Annotated in this window: 25 protein-coding genes and 3 pseudogenes; 15 read left to right on the top strand and 13 right to left on the bottom strand. The window is 69.2% G+C overall.

The window, feature by feature from the left end; translation table 11 throughout:
- Positions 1-27: 27 nt before the first annotated feature.
- A complete protein-coding gene (locus ACFY1E_RS05885; RefSeq protein ID WP_389073329.1) occupies positions 28-1479 on the top strand; it encodes an ATP-binding protein in 1452 nt (483 codons plus the stop codon).
- Positions 1480-1681: 202 nt separating this feature from the next.
- On the opposite strand, the gene ACFY1E_RS05880 is transcribed toward ACFY1E_RS05885, so the two are convergent.
- The 5 genes from ACFY1E_RS05880 to ACFY1E_RS05860 all read right to left on the bottom strand — a co-directional run bounded on the left by ACFY1E_RS05880 (position 1682) and on the right by ACFY1E_RS05860 (position 3616).
- Complete coding sequence (locus tag ACFY1E_RS05880; protein ID WP_389071925.1) at positions 1682-2116, bottom strand: hypothetical protein; 435 nt, start codon at positions 2114-2116, stop codon at positions 1682-1684.
- Positions 2116-2730 carry a hypothetical protein gene (locus ACFY1E_RS05875; RefSeq protein ID WP_358609184.1) on the bottom strand — a complete coding sequence of 205 codons (615 nt, stop codon included), beginning with the start codon at positions 2728-2730 and terminating at the stop codon, positions 2116-2118. The genes ACFY1E_RS05880 and ACFY1E_RS05875 overlap by 1 nt, the downstream gene beginning before the upstream one ends.
- A gap of 130 nt (positions 2731-2860) precedes the next feature.
- Positions 2861-3034, bottom strand: a complete 174-nt coding sequence (locus ACFY1E_RS05870; RefSeq protein ID WP_232649501.1) for a CsbD family protein — start codon at positions 3032-3034, stop codon at positions 2861-2863.
- Positions 3035-3127: 93 nt separating this feature from the next.
- A complete protein-coding gene (locus ACFY1E_RS05865; RefSeq protein WP_232649502.1) occupies positions 3128-3286 on the bottom strand; it encodes a hydrophobic protein in 159 nt (52 codons plus the stop codon).
- Between the two features lie 117 nt (positions 3287-3403).
- Positions 3404-3616, bottom strand: coding sequence for a hypothetical protein (locus ACFY1E_RS05860; RefSeq protein WP_358609179.1), 213 nt, complete (start codon positions 3614-3616; stop codon positions 3404-3406).
- A gap of 379 nt (positions 3617-3995) precedes the next feature.
- Between ACFY1E_RS05860 and ACFY1E_RS05855 the strand changes: the two genes are divergently transcribed.
- The 4 genes from ACFY1E_RS05855 to ACFY1E_RS05840 all read left to right on the top strand — a co-directional run bounded on the left by ACFY1E_RS05855 (position 3996) and on the right by ACFY1E_RS05840 (position 5608).
- Positions 3996-4292 carry a hypothetical protein gene (locus ACFY1E_RS05855; RefSeq protein WP_351472290.1) on the top strand — a complete coding sequence of 99 codons (297 nt, stop codon included), beginning with the start codon at positions 3996-3998 and terminating at the stop codon, positions 4290-4292.
- Positions 4293-4374: 82 nt separating this feature from the next.
- Positions 4375-4767 (top strand): ANTAR domain-containing protein, encoded by a 393-nt coding sequence (locus ACFY1E_RS05850; RefSeq protein WP_389071920.1) that lies wholly within the window; start codon positions 4375-4377, stop codon positions 4765-4767.
- 9 nt (positions 4768-4776) lie between these two features.
- On the top strand, positions 4777-5133 hold the full coding sequence (locus ACFY1E_RS05845) for a PRC-barrel domain-containing protein (RefSeq protein ID WP_389071918.1): 357 nt from the start codon (positions 4777-4779) through the stop codon (positions 5131-5133).
- Between the two features lie 187 nt (positions 5134-5320).
- Complete coding sequence (locus ACFY1E_RS05840; protein WP_389071916.1) at positions 5321-5608, top strand: hypothetical protein; 288 nt, start codon at positions 5321-5323, stop codon at positions 5606-5608.
- Positions 5609-6471: 863 nt separating this feature from the next.
- Here ACFY1E_RS05840 and ACFY1E_RS05835 read toward each other — a convergent pair.
- Positions 6472-6966 (bottom strand): Asp23/Gls24 family envelope stress response protein, encoded by a 495-nt coding sequence (locus ACFY1E_RS05835; RefSeq protein ID WP_389071914.1) that lies wholly within the window; start codon positions 6964-6966, stop codon positions 6472-6474.
- A gap of 447 nt (positions 6967-7413) precedes the next feature.
- Here ACFY1E_RS05835 and ACFY1E_RS05830 point away from each other — a divergent pair, with 447 nt between their 5' ends.
- The 4 genes from ACFY1E_RS05830 to ACFY1E_RS05815 all read left to right on the top strand — a co-directional run bounded on the left by ACFY1E_RS05830 (position 7414) and on the right by ACFY1E_RS05815 (position 10039).
- Entirely contained in the window at positions 7414-7839 is a 426-nt protein-coding gene (locus ACFY1E_RS05830) for an STAS domain-containing protein (protein ID WP_389071911.1), read from the top strand.
- Between the two features lie 104 nt (positions 7840-7943).
- Complete coding sequence (locus tag ACFY1E_RS05825) at positions 7944-8507, top strand: hypothetical protein (protein WP_389073326.1); 564 nt, start codon at positions 7944-7946, stop codon at positions 8505-8507.
- Positions 8497-9243 (top strand): ANTAR domain-containing protein, encoded by a 747-nt coding sequence (locus ACFY1E_RS05820; protein WP_389071909.1) that lies wholly within the window; start codon positions 8497-8499, stop codon positions 9241-9243. Before ACFY1E_RS05825 ends, ACFY1E_RS05820 begins: the two co-directional genes overlap by 11 nt.
- 79 nt (positions 9244-9322) lie before the next feature.
- Positions 9323-10039 carry a GAF and ANTAR domain-containing protein gene (locus tag ACFY1E_RS05815; RefSeq protein ID WP_358602255.1) on the top strand — a complete coding sequence of 239 codons (717 nt, stop codon included), beginning with the start codon at positions 9323-9325 and terminating at the stop codon, positions 10037-10039.
- A gap of 21 nt (positions 10040-10060) precedes the next feature.
- Here the strand turns inward: ACFY1E_RS05815 and ACFY1E_RS05810 are convergent, their stop codons facing one another.
- From ACFY1E_RS05810 to ACFY1E_RS05795, 4 genes and pseudogenes are all read right to left on the bottom strand, one after another.
- Complete coding sequence (locus tag ACFY1E_RS05810) at positions 10061-10465, bottom strand: DUF1003 domain-containing protein (protein WP_389071907.1); 405 nt, start codon at positions 10463-10465, stop codon at positions 10061-10063.
- A gap of 97 nt (positions 10466-10562) precedes the next feature.
- A pseudogene (locus tag ACFY1E_RS05805) lies at positions 10563-10718 on the bottom strand (sigma factor-like helix-turn-helix DNA-binding protein); the annotation flags it as partial.
- Between the two features lie 231 nt (positions 10719-10949).
- On the bottom strand, positions 10950-11297 hold the full coding sequence (locus ACFY1E_RS05800; protein WP_351472266.1) for an ANTAR domain-containing protein: 348 nt from the start codon (positions 11295-11297) through the stop codon (positions 10950-10952).
- Between the two features lie 102 nt (positions 11298-11399).
- On the bottom strand, positions 11400-11651 hold the full coding sequence (locus tag ACFY1E_RS05795; protein WP_389071904.1) for a hypothetical protein: 252 nt from the start codon (positions 11649-11651) through the stop codon (positions 11400-11402).
- Between the two features lie 1149 nt (positions 11652-12800).
- On the opposite strand from ACFY1E_RS05795, the gene ACFY1E_RS05790 reads away from it, so the two are divergent.
- Positions 12801-13346, top strand: a complete 546-nt coding sequence (locus ACFY1E_RS05790) for a hypothetical protein (RefSeq protein ID WP_389071902.1) — start codon at positions 12801-12803, stop codon at positions 13344-13346.
- On the opposite strand, the gene ACFY1E_RS05785 is transcribed toward ACFY1E_RS05790, so the two are convergent.
- Complete coding sequence (locus ACFY1E_RS05785; protein WP_351472261.1) at positions 13282-13617, bottom strand: three-helix bundle dimerization domain-containing protein; 336 nt, start codon at positions 13615-13617, stop codon at positions 13282-13284. The two genes, ACFY1E_RS05790 and ACFY1E_RS05785, sit on opposite strands and share 65 nt — an antisense overlap.
- A 298-nt stretch (positions 13618-13915) precedes the next feature.
- Here ACFY1E_RS05785 and ACFY1E_RS05780 point away from each other — a divergent pair, with 298 nt between their 5' ends.
- From ACFY1E_RS05780 to ACFY1E_RS05770, 3 genes are all read left to right on the top strand, one after another.
- Positions 13916-14356: a hypothetical protein gene (locus tag ACFY1E_RS05780; RefSeq protein WP_389071900.1), complete on the top strand. Its 441-nt coding sequence runs from the start codon at positions 13916-13918 to the stop codon at positions 14354-14356.
- A gap of 293 nt (positions 14357-14649) precedes the next feature.
- The gene (locus ACFY1E_RS05775) at positions 14650-15138 is read left to right on the top strand and encodes a DUF5994 family protein (protein ID WP_389071898.1); all 489 of its coding nucleotides are present in this window, start codon (positions 14650-14652) and stop codon (positions 15136-15138) included.
- 143 nt (positions 15139-15281) lie between these two features.
- Positions 15282-16280 carry a slipin family protein gene (locus ACFY1E_RS05770; protein WP_232649520.1) on the top strand — a complete coding sequence of 333 codons (999 nt, stop codon included), beginning with the start codon at positions 15282-15284 and terminating at the stop codon, positions 16278-16280.
- Between the two features lie 460 nt (positions 16281-16740).
- Here the strand turns inward: ACFY1E_RS05770 and ACFY1E_RS05765 are convergent, their stop codons facing one another.
- Positions 16741-17133, bottom strand: a complete 393-nt coding sequence (locus tag ACFY1E_RS05765; RefSeq protein WP_389071896.1) for a type II toxin-antitoxin system VapC family toxin — start codon at positions 17131-17133, stop codon at positions 16741-16743.
- Entirely contained in the window at positions 17130-17408 is a 279-nt protein-coding gene (locus ACFY1E_RS05760; RefSeq protein WP_389071894.1) for a hypothetical protein, read from the bottom strand. The genes ACFY1E_RS05765 and ACFY1E_RS05760 overlap by 4 nt, the downstream gene beginning before the upstream one ends.
- A 104-nt stretch (positions 17409-17512) precedes the next feature.
- On the opposite strand from ACFY1E_RS05760, the pseudogene ACFY1E_RS05755 reads away from it, so the two are divergent.
- Positions 17513-17725: pseudogene (locus ACFY1E_RS05755) on the top strand (hypothetical protein); the annotation flags it as partial.
- A gap of 789 nt (positions 17726-18514) precedes the next feature.
- Positions 18515-18749: pseudogene (locus ACFY1E_RS05750) on the top strand (hypothetical protein); the annotation flags it as partial.
- Between the last annotated feature and the right edge of the window lie 35 nt (positions 18750-18784).

Below are 18784 nucleotides of genomic sequence, written 5' to 3'. Positions count from 1 at the left end.
GCTGGTGCCGTGGACAAGCCCGCCGAGATGTTCGACCGTGTTTTCGAATGGGCCGAGCTGACCCGGTTCGCCACCTTGCCTGGCCCGCGGGCCACGCTGGGCGTGGTCTCCGGTCGCCGCCGACAGGGCAAGACCTTCCTGCTCGACGCTGTCACTCGTGCCAGTGGCGGCTTCATGTTCACCGCCACCGAGACCACCGAGGCCGACGCCCTGCGTCAGTTCGGTGAGGCGCTGGCCCGTCATCGCGGGCAGCCCACTCCGTTCCGTTTCGCGCACTGGGACGAGGCGGTCACGGAACTCATGCGCATTGCCGACTCGGGCGGGCCCACCGTGGCGGTCATCGACGAGTTCCCTTTCCTCGCCAAGGCGTCTCCCTCCCTGCCTTCGATCATCCAGCGCGCTCTGGACCCTGCTGCCCAGCACACCAACACTCCCGTGCGTCTGCTGTTGTGCGGCTCCGCGCTGTCGTTCATGGGCCGGTTGCTGTCCGGCAATGCTCCGCTGCGTGGCCGGGCCGGCCTCGAACTCGTGGTCCCGACCCTGGACTTCCGGCTCGCGGCCGAGTTCTGGCAGATCGACGACCCGCGTACGGCGCTCCTGACCAACGCCATCGTCGGGGGTACACCCGCCTACCGCCGTGAATTCACACAGGGGGACACCCCTGCCGGGCCGGACGACTTCGACGCCTGGGTCATCCGTGCCGTCCTCAACCCGGCGCGTCCGCTCTTCCGGGAGGCCCGCTACCTCCTCGCCGAAGAGCCCGAACTGCGTGACACCGCGCTGTACCACTCGGTACTGGCAGCCATCGCCTCCGGCAACGCCGCTCGTGGTGGCATCGCCGACTACCTGGGGCGCAAGTCCACCGACCTCGCCCACCCGCTGAGCGTGCTCCAGGACGTCGGCATGATCACCCACGAGGCCGATGCCTTTCGCCGTAACCGCTCCGCTTACCGCATCGCCGAGCCGCTCGTCACCTTCTACCACGCGGTCATGCGCCCGGCCTGGGGCGATCTGGAACGCCCCGGGCGGGCCTCCGACGTATGGCGCCGCGCCCAGTCCACCTTCCGCAGTAAAGTCGTCGGCCCGCACTTCGAGCAGGTCTGTAGGGAATGGGCCCGCTGGCACGCTGCGCCCGACACTCACGGAGGGCATGTCACGCGGGTCGCCAGCGGTGCCGTCAACGACCCCGCGGCCAGGACCAGCCACGAAGTCGACGTCGCCGTCCACGGTGAGTCCCACGAGGGCCGCCAGGTGCTGCTCGCCATCGGAGAAGCGAAGTGGAGCGACGTGATGGGAGCCGGCCACCTGGAACGTCTCCGGCACATCCGTTCCCTCCTGACCAGAAGCGGCACGGCCACCGAGGCGACACGGCTGTTGTGCTTCAGCGGCACCGGCTTCACCGATGAACTGCACCACCTCGCGAAGGACGACCGCACGATCCAACTCATCGACCTGCCTCGCCTTTACCACGGCGAGTGACTGCTGATCAGCAGCGCTGGGGAGCGGGTTGCCGCGCCGGTTGACGTACCCGCATGATGAGTTCGGGCTCTCCGGAGAGGAGGTCGCGGGCTCCTACGATCATCCGCGACCCGTCGCCGGACGGTCAGGCTGAACGCGGGCGGCCACTACGACATGTCGGCGGCGTGCCTGCGGCGGCCGTGTTCCTGCGGGGAGGACGGTGTCACTGACCGGCAGGCGCCGACATGTGCAGCAGCCGTTCGGTGATCTCCCGGTACCGCCTCAGCGCGAGTCGTAGTTCCTCGGTCTGCGCGTGGGTGTCCTGCCAGCCTGCGCGCAGGATGCGGCGCCGTTCCGTGAGGGTGTCGGTGAACCGGGCAGCGACCTCGTCGAGGACGGCGTCGGCCTCCTCCACCGCTTCGCGCGGGCTGTCGACGAAGCTGGTCAGGGCCTGTTGGAGGCGCAGGGTGAGCTTGTCCCGTTCGTCCTGCGAGACCAGGTCCTGGCCCGCCCCCCGATCGGGGCTGTCGGCGGCGGCGCCGGGCTCACGCGGTGCGTGATCGGGTTCGGTGCGAGGTGCCTGCGGGGCGCTTTGCGTCGCGGGATCATCCGGGCCCCCGGTCCGGGGTTGCCGTGCGTGTTCGGCGTTGAGCGACATCAGGTGCTGCTTCCCTTCGCATGGCGGCGGGTCAGTGGCCACGGTGCGTGGCCTTGGTCGTCGGGGGTCGGCTGGTCCGGGTCGGCCGGCTGTTCGGTGACCAGCGCCTCGAAGAGGCTTCGGGCTTCGACCATGGCCTCCCGCATTTCCTCGGTGCCGCTCTGGCCGCGGGCTGCGGTGTGCATGCTGCGGTAGCCCTGGACGTAGTGGGCGTGGTGGACGGACAGGGCGGCGATCTGGTCCTCGAACTGCTCGCCGTCGGGGAAGCCGCGATCCCTTGCCAGGCCTGCCAGAAGCGCGTCCGCCTCGGTGACGGCCTGTTGTGGTGACGCGACGAACTGCTCCTGGGCGGCGGCCCATTGAGTCACGTAGTACTCGCGGGCGTCGGGTGACAAGGGCCGCTCGGTGAGGGACCCGTGCCGTTCCACGCGCCTGTCGAGTTCCTGCTCGGCGGCCTTGGTGTCGCCGTCGTGGCGGGCGACGGTGCGGGCGTACTCGGGGCCGAAGCGCCGCTTCAGCCCGCGTCGGCCACTGCCCAGTACCCGTCCACGTCCGAAGTAGAGGAGGGTGGCCAGACCGATGACTATCACAGCGGTGATCACGACGGTGAACATGGCCGCCTTCTCTGACTCTCGTTGTGCACGTTGGTCAGCTTCATTGCCGTCAATTCCTGTCGGCTCATGGGGTGTTGAGGCCTGCCGGGTGGTGTCCGCACGACGTGGGAACCGCCTCGGGCGTCCTTTGTCAGCGCCTGAAAGCGTCCTTGGCCTTGTCTCCGGCCTGCTTCAGGTTTCCGGAGACCTGGTCGGTCCTGCCGCGCCGCTGCAGTCGCCTGTTGCGGGTGGTTCGGCCGATGCGTTCGGTGATCCGGCCCTTCCATGCCTGTGTCCTGTGCCTGATGGTCCGTCCGACGGTCATGGCCGCCTCCTGTTTGTCCGGTGGGTGGGTTCCCCCGTGTGATCGCCGTACAGGCCGCTTGTTCCTGCGGGCAGGATCGAGCTCCGGAACGGACTACCTGCGGCTGTAGCGGCGGCCACCACTGCGCCCCCGCATGGCGAAGCCGACGATCCAGAGGACCAGGAGGACGGCGGCGACCCACCACAGGATCTGCATCGTGAAGCCGAACCCGAAGACCACCAGGATCAGCAGAAGGAGAAGAATCCAGATCATTGCCGGGCCTCCAGATCGCGGGGATTTCCTGAATTCCGCGGGGTCCGGGCGAAGCGGGAAGGTGGAATGCTGCGCCCCGATGGTCCGGAGTGGCATGGCCCTACGCCGTGCTGCCAGTCAACGCCCGGCAACCTCCCCTGTCAACGCAGCATCGACACTGACGAGTTCTGGGAGCTGTGCAGGGGCGGACGGGGTGAACGGAGCCGCGGCGGGTGCTTCGGCCGGCCCGGCCGGCGGTGCCGGCAGGATGTGGTCCTCCCACCAGGACAGGGCCAGCACGGTGGCGAGCAGGACGAAGGGGGTCGAAGCGGGAACGATCAGCGCGTACATGGGTACCGCCTGGCATGGATGCGTGCGACGCGGCGGGCAGCAGATCGGTGCCCGCTCGGGGCGCATCGGGCACGCCGGGATCGCGTGACGACGGGCATCTACGGGAACAGCCTCGCCCGTGACGTGGCGGGTTCCGGCACCGATGCGCTGGGTGCGCCCTCTGCGGAGCGCGTGGGCGGTGCGACGCTGCCGGGGGCAGGGGCGGCAAGGCGCACGCTAGTCCTCGCAGCCGTTCCCCGACAGGTGTCAAGCAGCCATCCATGCCTGCGGAACGCGTCGACGTCGCACGGTATCCGCAGCCTTTGGGCAGGACTAGGCTGTGGGGTGAGGCCCGAGTCCCCGGTATCGATGCTGTGTCCCGCTCCCGGGGAGGCCCACCGTGTTCGTCCTGCTCCTCATCCTCGTCGCGGTCCTGTTCGGCTTCGGCTTCCTTCACCCCATCTGGTGGGTGGCCGCGGCGGTGCTGGTCTACGGCGCAACCCGGCACGGCCGTGATCGCGGCGGAGGCCGCAGCAGTGGCGGCGGTTCCGATCTCGGGGACCACCGGGGCCCCCAGGACTACCGGGACTATCAGGAGCGCCGGGATCGTCAGGACCGCTGGGACCGCCGCTACAGCCGCCAGAACCGGGCGCGCTGGCGGCGCGAGGACCGTCGGGACCACGAACACCCCAGGTGACCGTGGAGTGGACCGGCAGCCGTGCTTTCCGGCCCGGCTTCAGCAGGGCCGGACACGTCGAACTCGTCAAGAGGAACATGCCATGCAACGCACAACTCTGCTCCAAGAGGACTGGTGGAAGCTGCGGGCCGAGGCCACGTGGGGGAACGCATCGGCGGGAGAGGATCTCGTCGCACTGCGCGCCGAGAACGATCAGCTGCGGCGGGCGCTGGCCGGCCGTGCGGTCGTCGACCAGGCCTCCGGCATGATGATGGTCCTGACCCCCTGCAGCCGCGGGACGGCCAGGGGCCTCCTGGTCGACATCTCACGGCAGTGCCACACCACACTTCCGGAGGTGGCCGCAGCCATGGTCGACGTCTGGGAGGGCAAGCCGATGACGCGGCCGATGCAGCGGGCGCTGCGGCATGTGCTGCGTCGGCTTTACGCGGAAGACCGAGGGTGCGACTCACCCCCGTCCGATGAACCGTCCAGGTAGGGAGAGGCCATGATCCACGCAGCCGATGTCCGGGAATGGCGCAACCGCGATGTCGTCGACAGCGAAGGCCACAAGGTCGGTGTCCTGGAGGCGGTCTATGTGGACACCACCACCGACGAGCCGGCCATGGCCTCGGTACGGACCGGACTTCCGACCCGGCACCGCCTGGTCTTCGTTCCCCTCGAGGACGCGATCGCCGGGCCCGGCTACGTCAAGGTCGGCTATGTCAGAACCCTGGTGAAGCAGGCCCCTTCGATCGGTACAGACGGCGTGCTTCCCGCCGAGCAGGAGGAAGCCATCTTCAAGCACTATGGACTGCCGTACCAGCCCGGTGCGGCCGGCGAACGGCAACTGGCGCGCCGCTGACCACCTACGGACGGCACGACTGCCGTGTCCGCCGCAGCCGGGATCTGCGGTGGCAGCCGTCCGCTTCGACCCGTACGGGGCCTCGGCGTCTCCTCCTTCGCCCCAGCCCGCCGGCGCCGCCTGTGGAGCGGTGTCCCAAGCGGGGGCGGCGAGGTTTCAACTCCGCTGGCAGGGCTAGTCGTCGGACATGTCCAGACGCTACGGCGGAAGCCCCGCGGGGACGATCATCTCCATCATCGCGGACATCGCGGCACTGATTCTGATCCTGTGGATCGCCCTCTACCTGTTCGACGCCAACACCGCCAACACCGCGGTCTCCTGGGTCCACGACGCGGCGAACTGGCTCTCGGGCTGGTCGCACAATCTGTTCACCATCCACTCGGACAACTGGCGCACCGCGGTCAACTACGGTCTGCCCGCTGTCGTCTACCTGCTGATCGGTCACGCGGTGGCCGGACGGGTCAACCGGACCTAGCCCTCTTCCGCCGTCCCCGCAACAGCGTCAGGCCACCAGTAGGGGGAGGGGCTCCAAGCTGTCGATGAAGGCGCGGGCGCGTTCGGACAGACGGCGGTTGCGGGGGCGAGTTCGCCCTTGGCCGTTCGAGCAGTACGGGGCTGTTCAGCGCGGTCCGCAGTTGTTCGCACGCGGCCGCGAAACGCTCCCGGATCTCTACCAAGGGCGCGTCAGTCCCACCGTGAGCGGCACAGGTCCGGCCCTCACGCGGTGGCCGCGAGGTGTCGCCCGGCCTGGTCCTTGACGCCCGCCGTCTGGCAGATGGTCACGGCGCCGACGGTTGTCGGGCTCCGCAACTATCAAGGGACACCGATGGGGAATCGCAGAGAAGAAGAACGGGCGCCCAAGCGCAAGGTACTCGACCTGACTGCGGTGCAGGTGGTGGCGAGCGCACTCGCGACTGTGGTGGGTGCGGTGCTGGCGTCCCTGCTGGGGGTGACCGGAACGCTCATCGGGGCCGCCGTGGTCAGTACCAGCGCGACCACCGGCGCGGCGGTGTCGCGGGGGCGCACGACGGTCGGACGGCGTCTTCGCCGCACCTTGTCGCCTGTGTTGTCCCGGCCGTGGCGGGCGGTGCGGCGTGCGCCGGGTCAGGATCGGGCTCAGCCCCGGCAGAGCCGCCGGGATCCCCCGGTCACGCGGTCGGCGGCCCCGGTACCGCTGGTGGACGGCTCGACTCCGTAGGCCGTCCCGGCTTTCGCACGAGTGACGGTCGCACCTTGATGTGCCCCGGGTCTGATGGAGTCGGGTTGCTGAGAACGGCCGTCCGGCAGCAGCCGGAGACTGCCTCGGGCAGCCATGCCCGCGTCTGCCCGGGCGAGGCCCTAATGCACCCGGGCCTCGCCGGTCTCCTGCGTGTCCTCGTCCGGCAGGTGGACGTCGTTGACCGCGATGTTCACCTCGACGACTTCCAGGCCCGTCATCCGCTCCACCGCCGCGATCACGTTCTCACGGACCTCTGCGGCGAGGTCGGTGATGCTCACCCCGTATTCGACGACGACCTGGAGGTCGATTGCGGTCTGCTTCTCACCGACCTCGACCTTTACGCCGCGCCCCGCGCTCGGATGCCCGCCCGGGACCCGGTCGCGCATGGCTCCCATGGTGCGGGTGAATCCGCCGCCCAGCGCGTGGATTCCGGGGACCTCCCGTGCGGCGATGCCGGCGATCTTCTCCACCACCCCGTCGGCGATGGTGGTCCGGCCGCGGGTCTCCGGCGGTTCCTGGGTCCCGGGATGTGCGGCGTGCAGTGTCGTGCCCAGGCCGGTGCGGGGCTCATCGGAGCCGGGCCTGGGAAGGGTCGAACCGTTCGGCTCCGTCATGCGAAGCCACCTCCTCGGGTGGTGCACGGACTGCCGTGCCCGGGCAGCCGTCGGCCGCCGCCTGCCGTGCGGCTTGCCGAGTACCGCGCTGCGCCTCGTCCATGCCCGCGTACGGCATCACATCGCGGCCACGGTCCAGGCCCTGGGAACAGGCGGGTTACCGGCCACCCATCGGACCGCGCCGAGGACTATGCTGCGTACGGACGTCCCAGACCCCGGCGGCTTGTCGTTGCTCGACACAGATGGCGCGCGGAGCGGACTCGTAGTCCGTCACCCGGCGGCATCCCTGGAGGGAACCGGGTGGTCCTCCGTCCTGGCGCACAGGCGGTCGGACCGGCCTTCGCTCCGACTCCGCCGAACGTACGCCCCCACCGGGAGCGCGCCATACAGGCCGGGTATCCGGCGTCACCGCGCCCGCTGCCGGATGGTCCCCAGAACCGAGGCGTCATGTCCCTCCCGCAGCTCACCGTGTATCGCCATGACCGGAGGAAACGGGCACTGATCACCCTGGCCGGTGAGATCGACCTGGAATCGGCGCCACTGGTGCGCGCCGCACTGGAGCTGTGTCTGTACGACGACATGCACACCATCGACGTCGACCTCACCCCCGTCACCTTCTGTGACTGCAGCGGACTCAACGCCTTCCTGTACGCCGCGCAGCAGACCACCCTGGCGGGCGGGACCCTGCGACTGCACCACCCGCCGCCGATGCTCGCCCTTGTCATCGGCCTCGCCGGCTGCGGGTTCCTGCTCCTCGGCACTCCGTTCGGCCCCCTGCCGCCTCCTCCCGGGGACACCGCGGCCATGCCCGCTCCAGCCCCGCCACACCGGTCTGTCCCGCTTGCGCCTGTTCTCTCGGGCGATGTGCGATGACGGCCGGAGTCGGGCGGGGACAGTCACGGAAGCCGGGAGACGGCGAGCCCTGCTCCATGGCTCCGGTGCGGTTGCGCCGGCTGAACCGTTGGCTGGTGGAGGACATGCTTGAGGACCTGGCGGGACTGTATGCGGAGTCCCGTGCGACGGCGCCGGGTGAGGCGTACCGCCGTCCCGGCCGCCAGAACTTCCTGAACCGTCTCACCACGGACATGCGCCGGCCGGGATTCGCCATGGTGATCGGCGAGACGGACGGACTGATGGGATGCGCCTTCGGGTTTCCGGCACGCGGCGACGGCTCGTGGTGGTTCGGTCTCGACGGAGTACTGCCGCGCAGCATCGATCAACTCACCCTGTTCGACCGGGTCTTCGCGTTCGGTGACATCCTGATCCGGCCGCACCTACAGGACCGTGGCCTCGCCCGCAGGCTGCAGGAGCGGCTGCTGATCGACCATCAGGCGTCACTCGGCGCCGCGCTGGTGGACCGGGCCGATCGTGCAACCTCCGCTGCGTTCCGCTCCTGGGGGTGGCTGGATGTCGGAGAGCTTCGCAGGCCGGCCGGTCCCACCAGGTTCCGCGCGCTGGTGCTTCCCGTCGGGGAACGCACCACGGCGAGGCCGAAGGGTCTTGTCACGATGCCTGGAGAAGGCGGCCCGGGTGGTCCCTGAGAGGCGGTCGGCCCGCATTCGGATGCTGGTGGCCGAGCAGGCGGCCCGGCGCGGTGCCCGGGTCGGCGTGGTGGACGTGTGCACCGCGGCCGTGGCCGCGCTGCCGGTCGGCGGGGCCGGGCTGTCGGCGATGTCCCAGGCCGCGCCGAGCCACCCGCTGTGCAGCACCGACGGCATCAGCGAGCAACTGGAAGAGCTCCAGCTCACGCTGGGCGAGGGGCCCTGTGTGGACGCCTTCCTGCACGGCTCGGCCGTCCTGACGCCCGATCTGCTCACCCGTGCCCTGCAGGACCGTTGGATGGTGTTCGCCGAGGCGGCCCTGGAAGCCGGGGCACGCGCGGTGTTCGCGCTCCCGCTGCAGATGGGGGCGATCAGCCCGGGAGTGCTGGACCTGTATGCCGATGTTCCGGTCCGGTTGGACGCGGAGGAACTGGCGGACGCGTTGGCGTTCGCCGATCTCGCGACATGGGTACTGCTCGACGCGCGAATCGACGAGACGGGCGGCCCGCGCGATGGTCCCGTCGAGGACCTGGGCGCATACCGGGCGGAGATCGACCAGGCCAGCGGGATGCTCACGGCCCAGCTCGGAGTCGGCATCGAGGAAGCCTTCGTAAGGCTCCGCGCCTACGCCTATGCACACGGACGCCGGCTCGCCGACGTGGCCGCGGACGTGGTGGCCCGGCAGCTTCGTTTCCCACCGGACGCGGAGCCGGGTCAGGACGAGGAGAAAACCTGACGCGGCGGTGCCGGCCGAGGAACGTGCTGTACTTCCCGCCCCGTCGGGCCGGGAAAAGGCTCAATTGAGGGTGCCCACGATGAATGAACAGCTTCTGGCCAAGACCTTCGTCGAGCTGGCCGACAACCTGGTCGCCGACTTCGACCTCATCGACTTCCTGCGCCTGCTGACCGACCGCTGCGTCGGCATGCTCGACGCGAGCGCCGCCGGGGTGCTGCTCGCCGACCGGGACGGCAAACTCCGCGTCATGGCGGCCTCCGACGAACAGGTGCGTGTTCTGGAGCTGTTCCAGCTCCAGAACGACCAAGGCCCCTGCCTCGAGTGCTTCCGCACCGGCGCACCGGTGATCATCCCCGACCTGACCCGGGAGGTCGACCGCTGGCCGCGTTTCGTCACGGCGGCCCACCGCAGCGGGTTCGGGGCCGTCCAGGCCCTGCCCATGCGCCTGCGGGACGAGACCGTCGGCGCCCTGAACCTCTTCCGCGCAGCCCCCGGCCCCTTCGACCCACCGGCCACACTCATCGCCCAGGCCCTGGCCGACGTCGCCACCATCAGCCTCCTGCAACAACGCACCGCCCAGCGCAGCACTGTGCTCAACGAACAACTACAGACGGCGCTGAACAGCCGGGTACTGATCGAACAGGCCAAGGGGAAGCTCGCCGAACGCCAGGGCATCGACATGGAGCAGGCGTTCAGCGCGCTGCGCGGCTACGCCCGCTCCCACAACCGGCGCTTGTCCGACGTGGCCCGCGCCTTCATCGCCGACTCCGAACCCCTTGCCGGCCTGGGGTCCTGACCCACGCCCTGCCGGAGCCCGCTACCGCTCTGCGCCGTCCTCGATCAGACGGCGGTGCAGTTCCGTGGTCATGAGGTGGATCGCTCGCGTCAGCTCGGTGTTGGTCTTGAGCTCCAACTCCTGCTCCAGGAAATCGTGGTCGGCCTTGATCTGCTGGAAGGCCGCCTGCCGGTTCTGGCCGATCATGACGAACGTGGAGAGGAAGATCGCTTCCAGCGACACCACGAGCGTCAACGTGGGCCAGGGGCTGGCCTCGACGAACAGCATCCAGAGCACGAACGCGATCGCATGGATGTAGACGAACGGCATCGAACCGGCGAACTTGGTGATGGCGTCGGCGATCCGCAGTTGGGCGTCCCCGGCACGGCTGTTGCGGTGCGCAACCACTGCGGGGTGGTGCATGGCCTGGCTGTCCTGCTCACTCATTGGCTGTCCTGCTCACTCATAGCGGCGCGCCTCTCGCGTTTCGGGGCTTCGCGGAGCACCGCCGACCACGGGCAACGGCCCCGCGCATCCCTGGAGCCTAGCCGCGGGGCTCGGCCATCACCTGGTCGCGCAGGCGCGCACAGGTGCGGGTGATCAGACGGGAGACGTGCATCTGCGAGAGACCGCGCTGCAGGGCGATGCGGTTCTGTGTCATCTCCTCGAAAAACCTCACATAGAGGATCTTCCGCCCTCGGCGCCGCCGCGATCATCAGCGATCTCACCGCGCTGCTGAACGCATTCCCCGCAGGACCCGCCGCCGACGTCGCCCTCCTCGCCCTCAGCGCCACTTCCACGACACCCGCCACCACACCCTCCGGCGCCTCGGGCACCGCCCACACCAGCGTGCCCCTCCCACTCCCCGACAGCACATGACCGGGCCGAACGGGCGATGAGCCGACAGGACGACCGCCGGGCGCGCACGCCGTCATCTCCGGCCCGCCGAACGGAGGCGCCGCAGTGCCTGGCGCAGCTCCTGTCGTACCCGTTCCGGGAGCGCCTCGTCCTTCGTCGTGGCGACCAGCGCCGCGGCCACGTCGCGGAGCTTGACGTTGCAGCGCTGCGACACGTCCACCAGCAGATCCCAGGCCCTCTCACTGGAACAGGGCGCCAGGGCCATCACCATGCCGCGCGCCTGGTCGATCACCGCACGACTCACCAGCGCCCGCCCCAACTGTTCGTTGCCGGCGCGCAGTTCGACGACCTCGGCCAGCAGGTCCGCAGCCGCAGCCGTCGACAGCGGCTGCTCCTCACAGGGCGTGGTCACCTGGTGCATGGTGCGTACCTCACAACGCAGTCATCCTGTCCATGGGGTCGGCGGCACGCCCGTTGCCGTTCGCCGGCCGCGCCGGACCGGTAGGGGGGGCCGTGGTGTCGGTCACCTGCGGTACTCGCTGTCCCGACGGACCTTGCGTCTCCACCGTGCCCGATGCCGACGGCGGTCCCGGTGGTCCCAGTACTCCCCGGGACCGGAACTGCCGCCACGGTCCCAGCCCCCGCCTTCACCACGGCGGCCGTATTGGGCGGCACCGAACACCAGCACGACCGACGCCGCGGCCGCCCACCAGATGGGGTGGAGGAAGCCGAAGCCGAACAGGACCACGATGAGGATAAGGAGCAGGACGAACACGACTGGCCCCCGGAGCGGAACAGAGCATCACTGCCGGGGGCCGGGGCCTGTTCGGACAGCCTAGCCCTGCCAAGTGACTGCTGGTAGCGCCCCATGTAACGGTCTCGCACCCGGAGCGGACGGCCACTTGCCGGCTGTTCAGGGAGCGCGGCAAGGGCTGGTGCGCGCGGTACGGCCCGAGCGCGGTACGCATGTACGCGCTGATCGTTCCGGCTTCGATCCCCTTCGTCCTCTCGCCGTTGTGATGGCCCTGTCGTAGGGGAGGCGGGTTTCCTCTTCCGGCCTCGCGGAGCGGCGGCGCGTCCGCCACGAGGGCCGGCACGACCGGACCGGCAGATCACGCAACGGTTGCAGCGCGGGTGAGCACGGCATGGATCCATCGCACCGGCGTATCCATCAGGGGTGCGAGGCGCACCAGCCGCAGTACCATGGATCGTGGGTTGGCTCACTCTCACGTGCAGCCGCCCGGAAGGGCGACTCCGGCGTGGTTGCGCCGGAGTCGTTGGTACAGCCGCAGTGCCGGTTCCGGCAGGGCGCCGACCTTCCAAGGGACGCGGCCCGCGTCGACCCGTGTCCCGCTCAGGAGGGACCGCGGATGATCCACGCAGCCGACATCCGCGCGTGGCGCACTCATGACGTCGTCGACCCGCAGGGGCACAGGATCGGCGTGCTCGAAGCGGTCTACGTGCCCAGGCGATGGGAACGCGTGCGCCCTGGGGGGCACGCGACGGGCGGGGCGTGGTTGAGGTGGCCCACCACGGTTCGGATGCGCGTTCTTGGTCTACGGGACGAGTGGCGGAAGTGCTGTTCATGAGTTCTGGTCGACGTCGTTCCGCCGGAGCCGGCGCGTGTTCGGAGCGACCGAAACGGGTGCTCGCTCTCATCGGGTCGGAATACCTGACCTAGTGTCAAGAATGGCTGCGCCGAAGCCTGTTGTCCGGTCGGAGCGGCCACGCAGGAGCACCGAGGAGGACACGGTGCCTTGGACCGATCCGTATGTGGGGAACGACGGTACTCAAGTCCGGGGAGCCGGTCGCTGTGCTTCGGGAGCGGTCCCTGTCCGGACTCGTAAGTCCCCGATGTGTGTCCCGGCCCCGACGAAGCCGAGAGGGCCCCAGCCGTTGGTGCTGGGCATGGCGGCTGCCGCGGGTGTCGGGTTCTGCGGCACCGGGGGCCTGGCTGCTGGGCAACTGGTGGCTGCTCGCCGTGCTCGCCGCCGTTGTGGCCGGGGCCGGCGGTCTCTGGCTCACGCAGTGGGCGGTGAGCGCCCGCTGGGAGCGGGTGCACGTGCGGAGGCTGCGCTACGGGCTCCCCCAGCTCGACGGGCTCCACCACGAGGCCTTCGAGTTCGCGGTACGGGACCTGATGCGCCGTGACGGCTGTGCGGATGCCGTACAGGTGGGCGGGGCCGGGGACAACGGCGCGGATGTGCCGGCGACCGATCCGCTCGGCAGGCGCTGGGTGACCCCGCAAGCACCGGCAGGATGGGGCCTCGGGGTCGGCTGCATCTGCTCGACCGTGGAACGCTGGGGGAGTGGGCGGGAGGTTCACGGCCGCTCTGGGAGCTGCTTCAGCGGTGCCCCCGACGGGGTAGCGGCCGGCGTTGTCGTGAGAACCGTTGTCGTGCTGATCACGGGCGCGGTGCCGGTGCCGAGCGGGTCAGGGCGATGTGAAGCCGTCGCAGAGCCGCGGTGACCAAGTGGCCTCGTATGCCGTCGGACTCCTCGCGAAGGGGAGCCGTGGGATCGGGGCGTCGGACGAGTTGTCGTAGCCTGGCGCGGCTGTTGTGCTCGACGAGGATCGGCACGTAGCCGGCGATACGAGCGTTGCTGAGCGGCTGGTAGCAGTCCTGCACCACCTCCCGCACGACCGCGGGCGTCAGCAGGCCGGCGTAGGAGGCCGTCAGATGGTCTGTGAGCTTCTCAAGGGTGTCGGGTAGCGCAGTCTCGGCCGTGTTCGCGCCCATGGCGCGCTCCTCACTGTCACAGACGGCCGGCCTCGGCAGCCGATCGGTTTCCGGGTGCTCGGCGTCGGCCCGTCCACTTCCCACACTTGCACGGATCGCGTCCGTGGAACGGTCCGCCGGATCTGTTCATCAACTGGCCATCTGGGACAGGTCGACCTGCGGACGGGCCCGTACGGCCGGCCAGAGGAGTAGGCTGATGTTACCGAGGGTATTTCGCGCACCGGCCTTCATGCTTGTGTCGTTTTCGGCGATTGATTACACCGGGCCGGTCCGACCGGCCCGGAGCAGGGTTCGCATCATGACTGCGACCGTTTCGTACGCGCCGACACTCCAAGGTCGGCCCTCCCCTCCGTCCCTCTGCATGCCGCCGGCTCTCACCGGTTCGACTCCGGCTCTCCTGGCCGGCGCCTGGTGGCCCCCCTCCTGTTATCCGGGGGCGGAACCTCCTTCATCGACTGCCCTGCTCGACCCGCGGACGACTCCCGTCTCGGCCGTGCGGCTGATGGCCGCCGTGAGCGACCCGCTGCGCACGTCGGCCACGGGCCGGGTGATGGACGAGGCGGCGCGTCTGCGCACCGTGACGGCGACCGATCGGGCCGTGGAGGTCGTCTGGGACGCTGAAGGAGGCCGTGAGGCCCGCGGTCCGACCTCCCGTCCACGGATCCCGGCAGTTACTGCTCCGGTAGTTGCCATTCCGGCAGCCGCCCTGCCGACACCGCATCCGGCGAAGGGCATGTGAGGGTCATGGAGACCTTCGTGGCCGTGATGGTGCTCCTGGCGATGGTCGTTGTGGGCGTGCTCCTGATCCACCTGCTCAACAACCAGCACGACGAGCGCATCGCTGCTTTCCACTACGGCCGCTCCCGGTCCGCTGTCCGGGGGTTGGCACCATCGGCCCCGCAGAGGCATCGCGGCCGTGGCGGAACGAGTGGCGCCGGTGATCGCCGCGACCACCGCGACGGGGGACGCGGACGGCTCCGGCCACGGCGCCGGACCCGGACGGGAGAGAAGTGAGTCGCCATGCTCGCCGCCATGCATTCCGTGAGGCTTCTGGCGGACACCCGCAGTGAGCCGGTGCTTCCCGGCACCGCGGTCCTGCGGATGGAGACGACAGCCCGGCGCACGGGGACGTTCGACGGCGCGTGGTGGCCGCGGACACGCGACCTCAAGAGCCAGCTGACGGGTCTCCTCGCCGCGCTGACGGCTCGCCTGGGCCCCATCGCCCGCGTGGGCCTCGACGCGAGCGACTGGGACGGCTCCCCGGGCCATCTGTTCGTCGACGGGCACATGGTCCGCATCGACTGGTCCACCGTGGGCGACAACACCATGATCGTCACCCGTGGCGACCAGGACCACTTCCTGTTCCTCGTGATCCCGCCGGGAGCAGGTACCGGCCCCGCGCGTGCCGCGATGGCCATGGCCGTACAGGACGACAACGCCGTCTCGGCCGAGCGGATCCTGGCCGCCACCGGCATCACCCGGGCCGACCGGAGCGACGTAGCGCACAGTTCGCCCGGCTGAACCGGGCCGATACAGCAGAGCCTGCGACAGCAGCCCGGGACCCCGGCCGCAGCACGGACGACAGGTCGGGGTCCTGCCGTGCCGGACACCTCCCGGACCGTCCGGGTCCCGGGACCGTCATCGACGTGAGGAATGTGAGAACCATGGGTGTTCTGATCACCGTGCTGGTGGTGTTCGCCGTGGCCGGGCTGGTCCTGCTCGCCCTGAGCCTGCGCAACGTCCAGCAGTACGAGAAGGGCGTGGTGTTCCGCTTCGGGCGGCTGCTGCCGGACATCCGCGGGCCCGGCCTGCGCGTCATCCGGCCGATCGGGGACCGGATGCGGAAGGTGTCGGTACAGACCGAGGTGCTCGGCATCCCTCCGCAGGGGTCCATCACCGCCGACAACGTGACGCTCACCGTCGACGCGGTCGTCTACTTCAGGGTCATCGACCCGGTCAAGGCGCTGGTGAACGTGCGGGACTACCCCAGCGCCGTCTCCCAGATCGCCCAGACCTCGCTTCGTGCCGTCATCGGCAGGGCGGATCTGGACACGCTCCTCTCCGACCGCGACCACATCAACACGGAGCTCAAGAAGGTGATGGACGCCCCCACCGAGGAACCGTGGGGACTGCGCATCGAGCGGGTGGAGATCAAGGACATCGCCCTTCCGCAGTCGATGATGCGCTCCATGTCCAAGCAGGCCGAGGCCGAGCGCGAGCGCCGTGCCCGGGTCATCGCCGCCGACGGTGAGTTCCAGGCGTCCCAGCGGCTGAGTGACGCCGCGGCGACCATGGCCGACACTCCGGGCGCGCTCCAACTGCGCCTGCTGCAGACCGTGGTGGACGTCTCCGCGGAGAAGAACAGCACCCTGGTCATGCCGTTCCCGGTGGAGATGCTCCGCTTCTTCGAGCACCAGAGCCAGGAGACCGGCGGCGAATCCGTCCACCGGAGCATCCCACGCCCCGCGCTCCCCGAACGCCCGGAACTCCCGGAACCGATTACCTCTGCCCCACCCGCCGCGCCCGCCTTCCCCCTGAGCGGACAACGGGTCGGCTCCCATGGAGATCGGATCGGCAGGCGCGCGGATGTGGCGCGGGAGCGGCGGGACAATTGGCCGGCACACGCGGACTCCGACTCCGACGCGTCATATACCGGCGGCTGAACGTCGGGTGAACCGTTGACTGGCGCTGCACCTGGTAGGGGAACTGGCGGATCTGTACGTGGACTCACGCGAGACGCCACCCCATTAGGCATGGCCTCCGGCATCCGCCGGCCACGGTTCGCCATGGTGATCGCGGAGATGAGGGTCTGGTGGGATGAGCCTTCGGATTCCCGCTCCGTAGCGGCGTCCGGTGGCTCGGCCGTGACGGAGTATTACCGCGCGCATCGAGCAACTCGCCATGTTCGGCAGTGTCTTCGCGATCACCGACATTATGGGCCGTCCGCGACCGCAGGACGGCTGTCTCGATCGACAGTTCACGATCGACCTCACAAAGTGCACTCGCTTCACCCGGGGCGGCACCGAGGTTCCCGGCTGACCTCGGGCTGCGAGCAGTGCCCCTGATACTGGCGAAATGTGCTGTTGCCGGCGCAGATTTCTCGGACACGAGGTGCGATGCGGTTCAAACTTTGGCCACGCGAATACCAAGGCCGCACAGCATGTGGAGGTCCTCGGGGTCCGAGGTCAGGACGGTCACGGGGGCGGGTGAGGTGAGTGCGGTGGCGGCGACGATGGCGTCGAGGGCGTATTTGTGGCCGTGTAGGCCGGCTGCGGCGAGGAGTTTGCCGGCGTGGCGGGCGATGGCTTCGGTGGGCGGGATGATGTTGACGCGGGAGACGGCGTAGTCGAAGCGGGCCTGGTTGGTCTTGGGGTCGCGGGCTTCGACGAGGGTGACGGAGCTGGTGACGACGCGGATGTCCTCGGCCTCGGCGGCGGCGAGCCATTCGGTCAGCTCGGGTGTGCGTCGTACGAGTTTGGATAGGCCTTCGCAGTCCAGGACGAGAGTGCCGCTCACGCGGCGTCCGCCGAGCCGGCTGCGTCACCGCGCAGGATGGCCCGCTTGGCCTCGACCGCGGCCTGGTTGACGGGTCCATGTTCGGCTTCGGCGTCCTCGATGAGTTCGTGCAGCCGGTCGCGCTCCAGCTGTCGCTGGATGAGGGCTTCGACGTAGGCGGACATGCCCCGCTTACCGGTACGTGCCTTGAGGGCCGCGATGGTGCCTTCGTGGAGGGAGACGGAGACCGGGCGGACGGGGCCTTCGCCGGGAGCGGGGTCTGGGGTGGTGGCCATGGAGTCACATTAACAAAACTCTTGTTATTTGGTGGGGTGATTCTGCGGCGGCGCGGCTTGGCCGGAAACAGGTGGCGGATTGCCTCGCGGGGTACAGATCCTCTGTGATCACCAAGCGCGACGATGCGTCCCGTGGGCTGACGCGCGAGGAACTGCTCGCGCTGCCCGCGGCCGTGGACCTGGAGACGGCGAACCGTGCACTGTCCCTCAGCCGGACGACGGGGTATGACCTCGCGAAGCGTGGCCGGTACCCGTGTACGGTCCTACGGCTCGGCAACGCCTACCGGGTTGTCACCGCTGACTTGCTCAAGCTGCTCCGCATTGACGTACCGGAGCCGGCTGGCGTCGACGAGACGGCGGCTGTCACGCGCGAGGCGGATGGAGGGTGCCTTTCGTCGAGCTGCTGTTGTTGCTGCGTGTGCCGCTGTGCTCGTCGGCGTGAGGCATGTGGGCGGGGAGGCCCCGGATGATGGTGATCGGTCTCGTGTGGGATCTCGACAAGCCGTGCGACCATGGTGTCGCCACCGAGCTTGTAGGCCGGTTTATCGCCCTGCCGAAGGGGCGGGGAGCGCAAGGGGAGCGCGGACGCCTGTGGACGGTGCGACACGGCTTACCAGCAGCGGGACCGTGGTCAGTGCTCTGATCTGCGAAAACAGGATCTGCTGCGATCGCGTGGCATAGCTCGTCACGATCTCTCACGACCTCGTAATGCGTAGGTCTCGGGTTCGAATCCCGAAGGCGGCTCTTCTTGAACCCCAGGTCAGGTTTCTGACCTGGGGTTTTCTGTTATTCATGCCGTGTCGTCCGGGCTGGACTGCGGCGGTTGACCTGCGCAGACGCAATGCGTTGGTCAGCGTTTCCGGTTATGGGTGGTTCTCGGAAAATCAGGCGCAGGTATGCCCTGAGCTGGCGTTTTCCTGGACGGCTGAGGCTTGGTCAGAGGCCGCTGTCGATCGCGGCGCGCGGGGAGCGCATCGGTGCACCCCAAGTGTGGTGGGTGGGGTGCGCGGTGCTCGGCCGAGCGGGATCTGCTGACGGGCAGGCGCTGTAGATGTCGGACAACAAGTGCGGAGCTGGCCTCGGCGGTGTCAGCGACCTGAAAACGGGTGTGGCGGGACCGCACGGTCGTCATTGCCCTCGGCGTGCGGGATGCGCCCTGTCCTGCGATGCCCTGCAGCAGATGGCCGTCGCCATCCACGTTCGGGGCTTGCTGACCCACCTCTTCCCCTCGTGATCGACAGGTTCATCGCGTACGGCATCCGTGCCCTCCTGGTCCTGCGCAACGCGCCCCTGCGAACCCGGTTCTACGTCGGGACGCTCTTCGACACCGCCACCGTCAGCATCGGCGCAACGCGCTGCGTAGACCCCGGGTGCGG

The organism is Streptomyces sp. NPDC001604 (assembly GCF_042893475.1).
In the GTDB taxonomy this organism is placed as follows: Bacteria; Actinomycetota; Actinomycetes; order Streptomycetales; family Streptomycetaceae; genus Streptomyces.
Note: the sequence above shows the minus strand (reverse complement) of the source record. Positions and strands in the feature narration are given on the sequence as shown.

Bases quoted from the DNA above. Each gene is read 5' to 3' on its own strand.
- ACFY1E_RS05885 (WP_389073329.1), top strand. From the start codon at position 28: ATGTTCGACCGTGTTTTCGAATGGGCCGAGCTGACCCGGTTCGCCACC.
- ACFY1E_RS05880 (WP_389071925.1), bottom strand. From the start codon at position 2,116: ATGTCGCTCAACGCCGAACACGCACGGCAACCCCGGACCGGGGGCCCG.
- ACFY1E_RS05875 (WP_358609184.1), bottom strand. From the start codon at position 2,730: ATGTTCACCGTCGTGATCACCGCTGTGATAGTCATCGGTCTGGCCACC.
- ACFY1E_RS05870 (WP_232649501.1), bottom strand. From the start codon at position 3,034: ATGACCGTCGGACGGACCATCAGGCACAGGACACAGGCATGGAAGGGC.
- ACFY1E_RS05865 (WP_232649502.1), bottom strand. From the start codon at position 3,286: ATGATCTGGATTCTTCTCCTTCTGCTGATCCTGGTGGTCTTCGGGTTC.
- ACFY1E_RS05860 (WP_358609179.1), bottom strand. From the start codon at position 3,616: ATGTACGCGCTGATCGTTCCCGCTTCGACCCCCTTCGTCCTGCTCGCC.
- ACFY1E_RS05850 (WP_389071920.1), top strand. From the start codon at position 4,375: ATGCAACGCACAACTCTGCTCCAAGAGGACTGGTGGAAGCTGCGGGCC.
- ACFY1E_RS05845 (WP_389071918.1), top strand. From the start codon at position 4,777: ATGATCCACGCAGCCGATGTCCGGGAATGGCGCAACCGCGATGTCGTC.
- ACFY1E_RS05840 (WP_389071916.1), top strand. From the start codon at position 5,321: ATGTCCAGACGCTACGGCGGAAGCCCCGCGGGGACGATCATCTCCATC.
- ACFY1E_RS05835 (WP_389071914.1), bottom strand. From the start codon at position 6,966: ATGACGGAGCCGAACGGTTCGACCCTTCCCAGGCCCGGCTCCGATGAG.
- ACFY1E_RS05830 (WP_389071911.1), top strand. From the start codon at position 7,414: ATGTCCCTCCCGCAGCTCACCGTGTATCGCCATGACCGGAGGAAACGG.
- ACFY1E_RS05825 (WP_389073326.1), top strand. From the start codon at position 7,944: ATGCTTGAGGACCTGGCGGGACTGTATGCGGAGTCCCGTGCGACGGCG.
- ACFY1E_RS05815 (WP_358602255.1), top strand. From the start codon at position 9,323: ATGAATGAACAGCTTCTGGCCAAGACCTTCGTCGAGCTGGCCGACAAC.
- ACFY1E_RS05810 (WP_389071907.1), bottom strand. From the start codon at position 10,465: ATGAGTGAGCAGGACAGCCAGGCCATGCACCACCCCGCAGTGGTTGCG.
- ACFY1E_RS05800 (WP_351472266.1), bottom strand. From the start codon at position 11,297: ATGCACCAGGTGACCACGCCCTGTGAGGAGCAGCCGCTGTCGACGGCT.
- ACFY1E_RS05785 (WP_351472261.1), bottom strand. From the start codon at position 13,617: ATGGGCGCGAACACGGCCGAGACTGCGCTACCCGACACCCTTGAGAAG.
- ACFY1E_RS05780 (WP_389071900.1), top strand. From the start codon at position 13,916: ATGACTGCGACCGTTTCGTACGCGCCGACACTCCAAGGTCGGCCCTCC.
- ACFY1E_RS05775 (WP_389071898.1), top strand. From the start codon at position 14,650: ATGCATTCCGTGAGGCTTCTGGCGGACACCCGCAGTGAGCCGGTGCTT.
- ACFY1E_RS05770 (WP_232649520.1), top strand. From the start codon at position 15,282: ATGGGTGTTCTGATCACCGTGCTGGTGGTGTTCGCCGTGGCCGGGCTG.
- ACFY1E_RS05760 (WP_389071894.1), bottom strand. From the start codon at position 17,408: ATGGCCACCACCCCAGACCCCGCTCCCGGCGAAGGCCCCGTCCGCCCG.